Genomic DNA, 15,638 nt, shown 5'->3' with positions numbered 1-15,638 from the left:
ATAACCGAAGTACAAATGCCGCCGCTGAATCTTTCAATGCCAAAATCAAGGCTTTCAGATCACAATTTAGAGGTGTTAGGGACATCCAATATTTTTTATTCCGATTAACCCAAATTTATTCTTAGTCCCCAGAATTTGGTCTTGATCCCAAGTTTTGGACTTCCCCGGAATAGTTTCCTTTATCTAGTTTGATTATTTCATGCATCGGTACGAGTGTAGTTGATAGCTGCAGACAACTTATATCAGCAAAGGTAAACAGATTTTGGTTCAGGATTCACTAACACGGAATTAGAAGATTATAATCGTGTTCAATATTTTCTTTTTGTGATGATCCTAATGACAGGTATTTCGAATGATTTAGTAACCGATTTGAAACTTTTATCAAATAGAAAATCAGTCTGAAACCCAATGGAATTCGAACAACTTTGATTCGATAGGAAAACACACTAAAATCAATGGTTTGTGGTAGATTAGAGTGTGCCATCCTCTCTTACAGAGTCTGATACTCGTCAGAGTCATCAAGACCTCGGTCCCCTTCAAAGGAGGAAGTTCAATCTCAGCTTCGAACACGGATCCCGCTCTCAAAACTCACACTCTTCCCTGAAAGAAAAAGCATCGCTGCCAGTGTGAGTGTGGGGTGTGAGTGAAGAGGGACAAAAAGAAAAAGCATCACTATCGCGATGCTTTTTCTTTTTGTGATCCCGCTGGGATTCGAACCCAGGACCCATACATTAAAAGTGTATTGCTCTACCAGCTGAGCTACGGAATCTTCGTTTTATTTCTTCGCTACACTCATTCGTGATTGCGGGTGCAAAGATAGATATCTTTTGTATTTATGCAAGTGCTTTTCGTAAAAAAAACTCAAAAAAATGCACCAAGCCCGCTAACAAGCTGAATCTAAGCACTAATTAAAATCAATTTCCTTAACCTTTTTTTAATGGATTCTTCGTTTTTACTAAATGAACCCACTTTTTCATTTTGAAAATGCCTCTTTCAAATCGACCATTATTTTATTTTTTGGCACACCCCTCCTCTGTCCGATAAGCTTTGTGGGCAGAAGGCTTTAACAGTTCTTCACGGAACTCGGTATGAATTTCGGAAAGGGGTTTACGTTGATATGCTAAAACGTTCAGCCATGAGGAAATCATAATCCATATAGATCACTCCGCATGGAAAGCGAAACATACCAACACCGATTAAAACAAACTAAAAACAAACGTCATGGAAAAGCACCCATTCTTCGGATTACGCATTCAGGTATTAGATGACAATCCGTTTTATACGACCTTGTATAAACTGCAGCTGGAAAGAGAATTGCTTACAGCCTATTCCATGCACCAAAATCACTTCAAAATCAGTACTTACACGGATTCCGCAGAGTTCCTATCTGATCTGCCGGGAATCCATTCCATTGTATTCCTCGATTACAATCTGGGAACGAACCTCACCGGATTGGATATTATGGACACGATCAAGAAGAAAACCTCTTTGGCAAAAGTCTATATTGTAACGGATGAAAACAACTCGTACATTCTGCGTTCATGCCTGGATGCCGGTGCTGATGGAATCATCTTCAAGAATAATGAGTTGATGGAGCTTTCACTAATGGTGATCCAGCAGACATTGAACAGTGAGGATTTTCCTTATCAATTGAATATTCCGCGAATCAATTAATGGGAAATCTCACCAGTTAAGTAAACAAATCCGACCGTTCAGGTTTTTGTTAAAATACGTGAATTCAAAAGGGGTAGATTTAGTTAAACTCTAATCTCAATTTATGAAAACGATCATCCCCTTCAGCCTGTTCATTTGGTTTATCCTGCTTGCAAATCATGCAGTTTGTGAAACCGATTCCCTCTTGATCCAAAATAACATTCCGAATTGGGTAAAACCGGTTCTGGAGAAGTCGGAAATAGCCCAAAAACACATTATTCTCACGGATTTCAACCCCTTCTATTTCGAAGCTGATTTTACAGGTGATGGTCAGGTGGATATCGCCTTCTTTGTAGAGAACAAAATCGACCATACCAAAGGAGTGATGATTGTCAACAATGTGAAGAACCTGGTTTACGTGATTGGGTGCGGAACAGCTACGGAAATGGGGACTTCCCTTTCGTGGACAAAACGCTGGTTCATCTACCGGAGCAAATACATCATGAACGATGGAAACAAGAAAAAGATCACTTTGAAACTCCCTGCAATCCAATTGATCCGAAGCGACACCAATAGCCTGGTCATTTACTGGACAGGAAAGAAATACAAAACGTTTCTTCAGCAGTCATAAAAACAGCAGTGGCGCGATTAATCGCGCCACTGCTGTTTACTAAAATAAATCTTTCAAATGAGGCCCCATCTCCACTTCGATATCCTTGCGCAATTCCATTAAGCGTTTGGCATACTGTTGCAATTGCATTTCGCGTTCCGAATTCGGAATCCATTGATTGGTTGGTTTGGGGTTCCCTTGTTCATCTACGGAAACAAAGACAATCACACAGTGGGTTGTCTTTTCGTATTTATGCTCACTCATTTTTCGGGAGAAAACATCCACTCCGATATGAATACTTGACTTTCCGGTATAGATCACCCGAGCCTGGATCTTCACCAAACTGCCGATATGGATTGGTTTGAAGAAGCGGATTCCTCCAACGTAAACCGTTACGCAGTACCCTTCTGACCAAGTGGAAGCACAAGCATAAGCAGCCTGATCAATCCATTTCATCACAGCGCCACCGTGCACTTTTCCTCCAAAATTGACATCTGTCGGTTCACTGACAAACTGGAAAGTAATTTTATCTTGCATAGAGCGAAAATAGCAAATAGTTTGTTTTAATTGAATTATCAATTAATTTTGTGATAATTCGAACAAAAATACAACCTTTTGATTTTTTTTTCGTTCGAATTATACTGAAAACTAATACCTCGAAGATAATCGATTTAGCAATTTTTGTACTAAACGCAAGCGAGCGCTAAATTTTGTTAAAAAAAGAACTATCTTCGGCTTGTAGAACTAATACACTTCCTGTTACCTTGACTAAACGTATATGAAAAAACTACTTTATTTCCTATCATTCTCCATGATAGTTTCCTCGGCATGGTCACAAACTCCAAGTGGCTGTTTTAGTTCAGGAAACGACGTGTCGTTTAATAAATCCTATAGTAACACCAGAGGAATCACCAAAGGTGATTTTGACAATGATGGTAATTTAGACATTGTTGTTGGAAACTATGGGAATGGTTACTTAAATCGCTATTCTTTCGTAAAGGGATTGGGGAACGGCAAATTCGGGACTTCAATCTCTGGCGGTGGTGGACAATTACCAGGCCAAGTGGAAAATTCTGATTTAGACGGAGATGGAAATCTCGACTTGTTACTATCACACCAAACTGGTATAACCATTTACTTAGGTCAAGGGAATGGTATCTTTGATAGCTTAACAACATATGTACTTAGTTTTCCAAAATGTCTTACTCTCGGAGATATCAATGAAGATGGCACTAAGGATGTTGTTTTCTCGATTGGTACTAATCTCCAGGCTCTTTATGGAAATATAGGAGCCCCTGAAACATTTACTCTTTCAGGTACTTTTAATGTCTCAGGCGCCTTAAGTGATGTCAGATTAGCCGATATGAATGGTGACAATCATCTTGACATAATTAGTGTTGGAACCAGTGGCGTTGGAATATCAATAAATAACTCCGGATCACTTGGAACATTTGCTACCGGGATAATCTATGCAACAGGGGCTGGTCCATTTTCATTAACAGTATGTGATATTGATAACGATTCAGACAACGATGTAATTAATTCCAATAAGACTGCAAATACCATTTCAGTTTTAAAGAATAGTGGATCAGGAGTAATGGGTGCCGCGACAGCTTATGCAACTGGTTTAGGACCTGAAAACTTAGTCAATTATGATATCAATGGGGATGGATTTAAAGATATTGCTGTTGTAAATGGTGGTTCATCAACCATTTCCATATTTTTTGGCAGTTCAACCGGAACCTTAACATTAAACCAAACAACTCAATGTCCGGGAACACCTAGATGTATTGTTGCTGGAAACTTTAATGGAGATTCAAAAATTGATTTCGTTACTGGTCAACTGAATGCAGCTTACATAAATTCATATGTCGGCAATCCATCCAACAATTATGTCCTACCTGATATTTATGCACTTCCAAATTCACCTAGAAGTATTCATTCAAATGACTTCAACGGAGATGGAAATAAAGATTTAGTATTTACCAATCCTTTAAGTAACTCCTTTAGCATTTCCTTAGGTAATGGTGTAGGAGGATTTACATTAGGATCATCGTTTACAACAGGAACGAACCCTACGTCAATTATTTCCGGAGATCTGAATAATGATGGAAAAATAGATGTTGTTACATCAGATAGTACTTCCAATCAAGTTTCTGTCTTTTATGGTAACGGTGCTGGTAGCTTCTCAGCACCCACTGCTTATCCTGCAGGTACGGGACCCGTTTCTGTAAGACTTGGACTTTTAAACGCCGATGCTTTTTTAGATATAGTCGTTGCCAATCAAAGTACCAATAATGTATCGACTCTTCTATCAAGCAGTGGTTCTAGTTTTGGTGCGCCAGTTTCGGTATCTGTTGGAACGAACCCTATTGGCATTGCTATTTTTGATCGTGATGCAGATGGAGATCAGGATATAGTATCCGCTAACAAAGGATCAAACAATATTACTCGATTAACAAATGACGGATTAGCAAATTTCACCTCTGCCGGAGTAACTGCTACAGCAGCTGGTCCAGTAGCAATTGATGCCGGAGATTTTGATAATGATGGAGATATTGATGTTGTGGTTCTTGGAACAGGAGGAATTGGTAGATTATTCAACGCTACCGGAACATTAACAAACACTTCCTATTCCATTCCTTTACCAACACCTCAAAATCCTCAAGACATCAAACTTTTAGACATCAACAATGACAATAAAATGGATGTTCTCTGCCTTTACGCAGAAGGAGCAGGTTATAGTGGAAATGTAATCCTTTTAATGGGTAACAATGCTGTCAATAGCGCATTCAATTTTAGTACCTATGCGGCAAATATTAAAAAGTTCTCAACTGAGGTTTTACCAAGATCTTTTGCCCTTGGGGATTTTAACAATGACACCCGCATTGATCTTGCTGTAACTAATTCAACGAGTAAAAGCATCAACATTCTTTTAAATACCACCCCAAAAATCACCGCGGGTGGACCATTGACTTTCTGTAATGGAAATTCTGTGACACTGACTTCGACCTCTGCCTTGTGGTACAACTGGTCTCCCAATTCGGAAACAACACAAGCAATCAGTGCAACTACTTCCGGTACGTATTATACAACTACTTCCTCTTCCTGGAGTGATTGGTGTTCCAGTAGTTCAAACTCGCTGGTAGTTGCTGTTTCTGCCGGACCTTCAGCACCAACAATTAGCAATAGCGGTGGTTCAACGATTTGTCAGGGAAACACGGTTACACTAACCTCATCTCAAGCCACAGGAAACCAATGGTATAAAGATGGTGTGCTTATTTCAGGTGCTACAAACCAAACCTATTTAGCTTCAACTTCCGGATCATATACGGTAACTTATACGAATGCGGGCTGTACATCACCGCAATCCACTGCAATTGTTCTTACAGTGAGTCAAACTCCTGTAATTACAGCACAAGGACCAACTTCATTCTGTACGGGAGGATCCGTTATTTTGCATTCCACTGTAGGAACGAATATCACTTGGTCACCGGGTGGTGCAACAACACAAGACATTACAGTTTCAACAGCTGGAACATACACCGCAACAAATAATGTTGGCGGTTGTCCTGCCTTAGTATCCAATTCAATTACAGTAACGATTTCAGGATCTTTGGCAACACCGACTATTTCACCTGCAGGACCAGTTACTTTATGTCCTAGTGGAACAGTAACATTGACTTCTTCTTCTGCAACTAACAATATCTGGTCAACCGGAGCAACAACACAATCAATCGTTGTCAATTCAGCGGGATCTTACTTTGTTCATTTGGATAACGGTTCTTGTTCATCAGCGAACTCAACGGCTGTTTCCGTATCAATGGCTACAACTCCTGCTACTCCGACAATCACTGCAGGAGGACCAACAACATTTTGTACGGGTGGATCCGTTACATTGACTGCGAGTGCAGGAACAACCTATTTATGGTCGACTGGAGCTACAACGGCTTCAATCAACGTAACAACTGCCGGTTCATATACCGTACAAGTTACCAATGCCTCAGGATGTATTAGTGCAGCCAGTGCTCCAACCACAGTTACAGTTAATACTTTGCCTGCTACTCCGACAATCACTGCCGGCGGACCAACGACATTCTGTGCGGGTGGTTCAGTAACATTGACAGCAAGTGCAGGAACAACTTATTTGTGGTCACCGGGTGGAGCAACAACTTCATCTATTTCTGCCACAACTTCAGGTTCCTATACCGTACAAGTAACGAATGCTGCGGGATGTTTAAGTGCAGCCAGCTCACCGACTGTCGTAACAGTGAACGCAGTTCCTGCGACACCGACTATTACAGCTGGTGGACCAACAACTTTCTGTGCAGGAGGTTCCGTAACATTGACCGCAAGTGCCGGAACAACTTATTTGTGGTCACCGGGTGGTGCAACAACTTCATCCATTTCTGCAACAACTTCCGGATCTTATACCGTACAAGTAACGAATGCTGCGGGATGTCTGAGTGCAGCCAGCTCTCCGACTGTCGTAACCGTGAATGCAGTTCCTGCAACACCAACTATTACAGCTGGTGGACCAACAACTTTCTGTGCAGGAGGTTCAGTAACATTGACCGCAAGTGCAGGAACAACTTATTTGTGGTCACCGGGTGGTGCAACAACTGCTTCCATTTCCGCGACGACTTCAGGTTCATATACCGTACAAGTAACGAATGCTGCGGGATGTTTGAGTGCAGCCAGCTCACCGACTGTCGTGACAGTGAATACTCTTCCAGCAACACCAACCATTACTGCTGGTGGACCGACGACTTTCTGTGCGGGTGGATCTGTTACCTTGACTGCTAGTGCAGGTACAACTTATTTATGGTCGCCAGGGGGAGCAACAACGGCTTCCATTTCTGCTACAACTTCAGGTTCCTATACCGTACAAGTAACAAATGCTGCGGGATGTCTTAGTGCAGCCAGCTCACCGACTGTCGTAACAGTGAATGCAATTCCTGCAACACCAACTATTACAGCTGGTGGATCGACAACATTCTGTTCCGGAGGTTCCGTAACTTTAACTGCTAGTGCAGGTACAACTTATTTATGGTCGCCAGGGGGAGCAACAACTTCATCCATTTCAGCGACGACTTCCGGATCATATACCGTACAAGTAACAAATGCTGCGGGATGTTTAAGCCCGGCTAGTGCGCCAACTGTCGTGACAGTGAATGCAGCACCTGCCACTCCGACTATCACTGCAGGTGGACCGACAACATTCTGTTCCGGAGGTTCCGTAACTTTAACTGCTAGTGCCGGAACAACCTATTTATGGTCGACTGGGGCTACAACAGCTTCAATCAGCCCGACAACTTCTGGCTCTTATTCGGTTCAGGTTACAAACGCAGCGGGATGTCTGAGTGCAGCTAGTGCGCCTACGACTGTTACGGTAACAACAACTCCTGCTACTCCGACAATCACTCCTGGAGGAGCAACTTCAATATGTGCAGGTGGATCAGTGACATTGACTGCTAGTGCCGGAACAACCTATTTATGGTCGACTGGAGCTACAACGGCATCGATCAACGTAACAACTGCCGGGTCTTATACGGTTCAAGTAACGAATGCAGAGGGCTGTTTGAGTGCTTCAAGTACTGCAACAACAGTAACAGTTAATCCATTGCCAAGTGCACCAACAATCACTGCTGGTGGATCAACAACATTCTGTGCCGGTGGTTCGGTAACATTAACTGCTAGTGCAGGAACAACTTATTTATGGTCGACCGGGGCTACAACAGCTTCAATCAGTGCTACAACTTCCGGTTCTTATACCGTTCAAGTAACAAATGCTTCAGGATGTCTCAGTCCTGCCAGCGCTCCAACTTCTGTTACAGTAAATACGGCTCCTTCCGCTCCAACTATTACAGCGGGTGGTCCAACAACTTTCTGTGCGGGTGGTTCGGTAACATTAACTGCTAGTGCCGGAACAACCTATTTATGGTCGACCGGAGCTACAACAGCTTCCATTCTCGCAACAACTGCCGGTTCTTATACGGTTCAGGTAACAAATGCTGCGGGTTGTCTGAGTACAGCTAGTGCTCCAACAACTGTTACTGTAAATGCTACCCCAGCTGCCCCAACAATTACTGCAGGTGGACCAACAACATTCTGTGCAGGTGGTTCGGTAACACTTACTTCAAGCGCAGGAACCTCTTATTTATGGTCGACTGGGGCTACAACAGCCTCAATCAACGTAACGACTGCCGGTTCTTATACGGTTCAAGTAACAACTGGAGGATGTACAAGTCCGGTTAGTTCGTCTACAACAATTACCATTAATGCAATTCCCGCAACACCGACAATCACAGCCGGTGGATCAACAACATTCTGTGCAGGCGGATCGGTAACTTTGACGTCAAGCGCCGGAACAACCTATTTATGGTCAACAGGAGCTACAACGGCTTCAATCAGTGCTGCCACTTCAGGATCTTATACGGTTCAGGTAACCAATGCAGCAGGTTGTTTAAGTTTAGCAAGTTCTCCAACAGCAGTAACGGTGAATGCTTTACCTACCACTCCGACAATCACTCCTAGCGGTTCTACTTCTATCTGTGCTAGTGGTTCTGTCACTTTGACAGCAAGTCCCGGAGTATCTTACTTATGGTCGACCGGAGCTACAACGGCCTCTATCAACGTGAGCACTGCAGGTTCATATACGGTTCAAATTACGGATGCAAACGGATGTACTAGTCCAATGAGTGCGGCAACGAATGTTACCGTAAATCCAATTCCTTCAGTACCTACGATCACTGCAGGTGGTCCAACAACATTCTGCTCCGGTGGTTCTGTTATCTTGACTTCTTCTGCTTCAAGCAATAACTTGTGGTCAACCGGTGAAACAACACAATCCATTACGGTAACAACCTCCGGTTCGTATACCGTAGAACAAATAGTATCCGGATGTACTTCCGGGAATTCAACAGCTACATCAGTTACTGTCAATCCTAATCCTTCTGTTCCTACCATTACAGCTGGCGGACCAACGACTTTCTGTGCAGGTGGGTCAGTAGTTTTGACATCGTCTGCAGCAACAGGGAATGTTTGGTCAACAAGTGCTACAACACCATCCATTACAGTGACTACTGCCGGATCTTATTCTGTGGATGTTACAAATGGATTCGGGTGCACAACAAGTTCTGCTTCACCTATAACAGTTATCGTTAATCCAATCCCTTCAGTTCCTACAATTACTGCTGGTGGTCCAACGACATTCTGTTCCGGAAACAATGTAGTATTGACTTCATCTGCGGCATCCGGTAACCTTTGGTCGACAGGAGAAACAACGCAATCGATTACGGTAACTACAAGCGGATCTTACTCGGTTGAAGAAATAACAGCCGGATGTGCATCAGGTCAATCAGCTTCAACCAACGTGACGGTTAATCCAACTCCTGCCACTCCGACAATCACTGCAGGAAGTTCAACATCATTCTGTACCGGTGGTTCAGTAGTATTGACATCAACTGCAGGTACTTCTTACTTGTGGTCTACAGGTGAAACGACACAATCTATTACAGTAACAACTTCCGGTTCTTACTCCGTACAAATTGTGGACGGACCTTGTACTTCAGCAACTTCAAATATTATCAACGTAACAGTGAATCCGATTCCTTCAATTCCTACAGTTACTGCAGGTGGTTCAACAACATTCTGCTCAGGCGGATCTGTTGTATTGACTTCTTCAGCTTCTAGTGGAAACCTTTGGTCGACCGGTGAAACAACGCAATCGATTACGGTAACAACTTCCGGTTCTTACTCGGTAGAAGAAATAACAGCCGGATGTGCATCAGGTCAATCGGCTTCAACGAACGTGACGGTGAATCCAACTCCAGCTACTCCGACAATCACTGCAGGAAGTTCAACATCATTCTGTACCGGTGGTTCAGTAGTATTGACATCAACTGCAGGTACTTCTTACTTGTGGTCTACAGGTGAAACAACACAATCCATTACAGTAACGACTTCCGGTTCTTACTCCGTACAAATTGTGGACGGACCTTGTACTTCAGCAAGCTCAAATGTAATTAACGTAACTGCGAATCCGATTCCTTCAGTTCCTACAGTTACTGCAGGTGGTTCAACAACATTCTGTTCAGGCGGTTCTGTTGTATTGACTTCTTCAGCTTCTAGTGGAAACCTTTGGTCGACCGGTGAAACAACACAATCGATTACAGTAACAATAGCTGGTTCTTATACAGTAGAGCAAATACTATCAGGATGTTCCTCTGGAGCTTCTGCTTCAACGAACGTGACTGTTAATCCGACACCAGCCACTCCGACAATCACTGCAGGTGGTGTAACAACTTTCTGTGCAGGTGGTTCGGTAGTATTGACTTCAACTGCGGGTACTTCCTACTTGTGGTCGACTGGTGAAACAACACAATCCATCACAGTAACTGCTTCCGGTTCTTACTCGGTACAAATTGTGGACGGATCTTGTACTTCAGCTACTTCAAATGTCATCAACGTTACGGCAAATCCGATTCCAACTGCTCCAACAATCACTGCTGGCGGACCAACAACATTCTGTACAGGTGGTTCCGTGGTGTTGACATCCTCTGCGGCTTCAGGCAATACTTGGTCGACAGGTGCCACAACGCAATCAATTACAGTTTCCACAAGTGGAGTTTATACTGTAAATGTGACTTCATTGGGATGTACAAGTCCGAATGCAACTCAAACAATTACTGTTAACCCTGTTCCGGCAGCACCACTAATTAGTGCTGGTGGACCGACAACATTCTGTGCAGGCGGTTCTGTCGTATTGACTTCTTCAGTGAGTTCAGGTAATACCTGGTCAACTACAGAAACTAACCAATCAATCACAGTGACAGCCAGCGGAAGCTATACCGTTACTCAAACAGTATTGGGATGTACATCGAGTGCTTCTGTTCCTGTAAACGTTACAGTAAATGCAATTCCTGCAGTTCCAACGATTACAGCTAGTGGTCCGACTACTTTCTGCGCCGGTGGTACGGTCGTATTGACTTCTTCTTCTGCAAGTAATAACTTCTGGTCTAACGGAGCAACTACACAATCAATCACTGTAAGTTCTTCCGGTACCTTTCTGGTACAGGTAATTACGAACGGATGTAGTTCCGGTACTTCAGCTCCAAAGACAGTTACAGTTAATTCCCTACCTCCTGCTCCAACCATCGTAACAGGAACGACGGAATCAATTTGTGCCGGTAGCTCCGTAACCTTGACTTCTTCTTCTACAGGAGGTAATTTATGGTCAAGTGGTGAAAATACCCAATCAATCACTGTTTCAGCTGCTGGTAACTTCTCTGTGACTGTAACCGATGGAAACGGATGTGTATCACCTGCATCGCCAATAACGGTGGTTACGGTTAATCCACTTCCAGCAGCTCCGGTGATCAGTCCAAATGGACCGACATCATTCTGTTCAGGTGGTTCAGTTATGTTAAGTTCTTCCTATACATCTGGGAATCTTTGGTCAAGCGGTTCAACTGCAAATGCCGTAACTGTCAGCAGCAATGGAACTTATTCTGTCACTTATACGGATGGAAACGGTTGTGTATCTTCTCCGTCAACACCGGTTACGGTAACAGTCAATTCAATTCCTGCCGCTCCGGTGATCACGGCTAGTGGTCCTACTACATTCTGTGCAGGTGGATCAGTGACATTAACCTCATCTTATGCAACCGGAAACTCTTGGTCTACATTAGCAATGACTCCAAGTATTACTGCAACTACAAGTGGAGTCTACAGTGTGATCCATATAGATGGAAATGGTTGTGCCTCTCCATCTTCTACTCCGGTAGTTGTGAATGTTCAATCAAATCCTGCACCTCCTTCCATCACTGCGGGTGGAGCGACAACTATCTGTCAGGGATCGTTTTTAACACTTACTTCTTCATACACTAGTGGAAACACTTGGTCATCAGGAGGTGTTTCTCAAAGCATCAATGCAACTGTAAGTGGAAATTACACGGTAACTTATACAAACGTCAACGGATGTACAAGTACAAGCAGCCCGATGATCGTAACGGTTATCCCGGTATCTTCCATCCCGAATATTTCAGCATCCGGTTCAACAACTATTTGTGATGGTTCCAGTGTGACATTGACTTCATCAGATCCTAATAGTACCTGGTCAACAGGAGCGACGACACAATCAATTATTGTAACTACTTCAGGTTCTTACTCGGTAGTTGGTAATCAAACAGGATGTCCATCGCAACCTTCAGCACCAGTTGTTGTAAACGTAAATCCTGCACCTGCCACACCAATTATCACTCCAAGCGGACCAACAACCATTTGTGATGGAGAAGAATTGTTCTTATTCACTTCAGGAACAGGAACAAATACGTGGTCGACAGGATATATCGGTCAGGTATTGCAAGTAACGGTTTCCGGAAATTACTGGGTTTCTGTTCAGAACGTATACGGATGTTCAGCCTCTTCAGTAGTCGTTCCGGTGGTTGTCAATTCAAATCCAATTGTGACTGTGAATCCATTCCAACCATTGTGTAGCTTCGCTGCTCCGTTTACCATGTCGAATGGCTTACCGGCTGGTGGTATCTATACCGGTAATGGAATTACAAGTAACATCTTTGATCCTGGAAATGCAGGTATCGGATCATCCATTGTAACTTATACGTATGTGGATGTGAATAATTGTTCTGCTAGTGCTCAGACAACTATCGATGTAAATGACTGTGCCGGTATCGACGAAAAAGAAAGTACATACTTCTCTTTATTCCCGAATCCGAACAACGGACAATTCAAAGTAATCTCTACCGGAACTCCGATGGATCAGATCATTATCTACGATGCACAAGGAAAAATGGTATTCAACGAATCTTACTCGGGAATCTTTACACTAGAATTTGATCTGAACGCCTATTCAAATGGAGTATACTATATTGAAATCAATAGTGATCAGGAAATTCAGGAACGAATGCCTTTGATCATCAATCATTAAAATAGACCCCGGCATTTATCGCCGGGGTTTTTTGTTAACAAATATTTCTGTTACCTATTTTAGTCGAAACAATTATTAAGATATTTGGATTCCATAATACAGCGAATGAAATACGTTTACACCCTTTTGATCTCATTTGTAAGCCTTGCATCCTTTAGTCAAGGACCAACTGATTTTACAGCAGAAGACCGCGCATACCTTTTCCATATTGTCAAAAAAAGTCCCATTCTGGACAATAGTATCGGACGCTATTTCGAATACTCGGGACCTCAGGTTCGTTTGATGAACAAGGAATTGAATTACGATTCCATAGAAAGCTACATCATCAATAATCCGAATTCACTATTTATCCGAAAAGGGGAAATTGAAAAATCTCCCAAAGGAATTATCGCAGAAGCAGCCAATAAAATGGCACTTTGGGAACTGAACAAAATGCTTCTGGCATCACGTCAATCGGAAAATGACCTGGAACGATACAAAACCCAATACAACCAGTTCGAAGGGATTCTGAAATCAAAGCTCCCTCCTTCTGCTATGAAAACAGAAAACGGGAACCTGGAAATTCAAAAGAAACTGTCTGCCGTTCTGAATCCGGGACTTAGTTTTAATGACAAAGCAGCCATGTTGGCAACGTTCAACTTTTTAACCGTAGATGACCAATTGGCAACAATTGAAGCTATGAATTATGCTACAAATGCGTACGTCGAAAAGAGAGCTTATGAGATTTTTCTTCAACTGGGCGGAACAGCAACTACTTTCAAGAATATATTAATTGCTGCCGGTGACGGCTCGGAAACATCCGGATTACTCAATGAACGGGAGAAAGATGAAAATGGAAAATGGAATAAAGGTCTTCCAAAAGCAATCGGACTTTTCCCTTACGATGCAAAGATCATTGAAGCCTCCAAAAGAAATAAGACCGCATTGGAACCCATCCGAATGCCTGCAATTGATTTTGAAACAGCCGGTGACAATAAACTGACCCAACTTCACTTCGACGTTTGGGGATACAATACGAAAAAGCAGACGACCGTCGTCATTGAGCGAAACGGGCAATCCTATCACCTATTCGGATCGAATGATACGCGTTTCCTTTCACCGGATTCAACCTATAGCGATGGAAAAACATTTCAGGCGGTAGTCAATGAACTGGAAAAGGACAAGGTGGCCAAGCTATGGGATAAAATCTATGGAAAAAGAGGGTACGATTATGACATCGAAACGGCCAAACGAAAAAAGGACGAGACTGAAAAGAAAATCAACGAGGACGAACACAAGTACTCAAACATGACCCAAGGAACAATCACCACCAGCTCGAAAGTTCCCGCTTCAGTGAAAAGAGCAAAGAAGAAAGCATTGAAAAAAACAACCGGTGGCGAATTCAAGGCGCAACCAAAAACAGATTCCGACAAGAAATCCCGCAGAAAAGAACAAACAGGCATTATTTATCTGTATGGTGAATACGAACGCTATAAAAAGATCATTGCAGAATTGGAAATCGAAAAAAAGGCGGCTATCGATCTTTTGGCGATTTATCAGAGAAGATTGGACAACTATAAGGCTGCCATGGGATATCATTGGGTGGATTATACTGAAAAAGACGGACTTTACACCTTCTCCGATTCATCCACATTCGATTTATACACCCAAGAGTTCACATTCAGGGCAGACAGTCTGAAAACACCTTTTGAGGTTCGCCTGATCGCGATTCCTGACGGACCACTTTCGGATAATGCAGATGAAGTAATGCTGCATGTGAACCTCGTAGATTCCAAACCCGGATTCGATGCACGCGTCCAACTGAACCTGGTAGATCAGTTCGAATCCAATAAATGGAACCTGAACAATCAGTTATTCCATGCTTCCGATAGCGTTTCAATCAGACAATTCTTCGAAGCACTTCTGGATAAAAAACTACCTTTTGAAGTCATCAGCCGTGGACAAGGGGTTGGAAAATGGAACGGCACCCTGGTTGTCAGAGCAACTGACAGAACTGAATGGAATGCCTACCAAGGCGGCACAGATCAGGAACGAATGAAAGCGAAAATGGACTCTTCCAATCTTCGTTTGCGTTCAACACAGGTCAATATTTTCCTGAACCGTGGAATTCTATTGGAAGTAAACACATTTACCGATCCTGTGAAGACCAACCTGAAATCCGATGATGAATCCATCCAAACCGAATTGAACAAATACCATTTGAGTGGAAATGATTACCTATCGGCATTGAGAACCGCAACTGTGATTCAAAAATTGAAATCAGAACTGAATGTGCTTGCCGGAACGTATCTGAGCCGAGAAGATGCCAAGATCGTAATCGATCGCTTAAACAAGCAATTGGACGGAGTAAAAGTAAGTTGTGGACCAACTTCATTCAAATGGCAGGAACTTTTAAATAGAAAATAAAGGTGACTGAATACTTGC

General features: G+C 42.8%; 6 protein-coding genes and 1 tRNA gene. 5 read left to right on the top strand and 2 right to left on the bottom strand.

Annotated elements, in window-relative coordinates; all coding sequences use genetic code 11:
• Positions 1–125: transposase (locus AAG807_RS11055; RefSeq protein WP_341903655.1), on the top strand; the 125-nt coding region annotated here is incomplete at its 5' end.
• Between the two features lie 571 nt (positions 126–696).
• Here AAG807_RS11055 and AAG807_RS11050 read toward each other — a convergent pair.
• Positions 697–769: transfer RNA gene (locus tag AAG807_RS11050), tRNA-Lys, on the bottom strand.
• 452 nt (positions 770–1,221) lie between these two features.
• Between AAG807_RS11050 and AAG807_RS11045 the strand changes: the two genes are divergently transcribed.
• Together AAG807_RS11045 and AAG807_RS11040 are read left to right on the top strand one after the other, a co-directional pair.
• On the top strand, positions 1,222–1,674 hold the full coding sequence (locus AAG807_RS11045) for a response regulator (RefSeq protein WP_341903650.1): 453 nt from the start codon (positions 1,222–1,224) through the stop codon (positions 1,672–1,674).
• A gap of 103 nt (positions 1,675–1,777) precedes the next feature.
• The gene (locus AAG807_RS11040) at positions 1,778–2,284 is read left to right on the top strand and encodes a hypothetical protein (protein WP_341903648.1); all 507 of its coding nucleotides are present in this window, start codon (positions 1,778–1,780) and stop codon (positions 2,282–2,284) included.
• A 39-nt stretch (positions 2,285–2,323) separates the two neighbouring features.
• Here AAG807_RS11040 and AAG807_RS11035 read toward each other — a convergent pair whose 3' ends face one another.
• Positions 2,324–2,800, bottom strand: a complete 477-nt coding sequence (locus AAG807_RS11035; protein WP_341903646.1) for an acyl-CoA thioesterase — start codon at positions 2,798–2,800, stop codon at positions 2,324–2,326.
• A 241-nt stretch (positions 2,801–3,041) separates the two neighbouring features.
• On the opposite strand from AAG807_RS11035, the gene AAG807_RS11030 reads away from it, so the two are divergent.
• Together AAG807_RS11030 and AAG807_RS11025 are read left to right on the top strand one after the other, a co-directional pair.
• Complete coding sequence (locus AAG807_RS11030) at positions 3,042–13,214, top strand: FG-GAP-like repeat-containing protein (RefSeq protein ID WP_341903644.1); 10,173 nt, start codon at positions 3,042–3,044, stop codon at positions 13,212–13,214.
• Between the two features lie 105 nt (positions 13,215–13,319).
• Positions 13,320–15,620: a hypothetical protein gene (locus AAG807_RS11025; RefSeq protein WP_341903643.1), complete on the top strand. Its 2,301-nt coding sequence runs from the start codon at positions 13,320–13,322 to the stop codon at positions 15,618–15,620.
• Positions 15,621–15,638 lie beyond the last annotated feature (18 nt).

Source organism: Fluviicola taffensis DSM 16823 (genome assembly GCF_943372375.1).
Lineage (GTDB): Bacteria > Bacteroidota > Bacteroidia > Flavobacteriales_D > Crocinitomicaceae > Fluviicola > Fluviicola taffensis_A.
This window is presented reverse-complemented; position numbering and strand designations above follow the sequence as displayed.

Excerpts from the sequence above, each read along its gene's own strand:
- AAG807_RS11040 (WP_341903648.1), top strand. The coding sequence starts at position 1,778 with ATGAAAACGATCATCCCCTTCAGCCTGTTCATTTGGTTTATCCTGCTT.
- AAG807_RS11030 (WP_341903644.1), top strand. The coding sequence starts at position 3,042 with ATGAAAAAACTACTTTATTTCCTATCATTCTCCATGATAGTTTCCTCG.
- AAG807_RS11035 (WP_341903646.1), bottom strand. The coding sequence starts at position 2,800 with ATGCAAGATAAAATTACTTTCCAGTTTGTCAGTGAACCGACAGATGTC.
- AAG807_RS11045 (WP_341903650.1), top strand. The coding sequence starts at position 1,222 with ATGGAAAAGCACCCATTCTTCGGATTACGCATTCAGGTATTAGATGAC.
- AAG807_RS11025 (WP_341903643.1), top strand. The coding sequence starts at position 13,320 with ATGAAATACGTTTACACCCTTTTGATCTCATTTGTAAGCCTTGCATCC.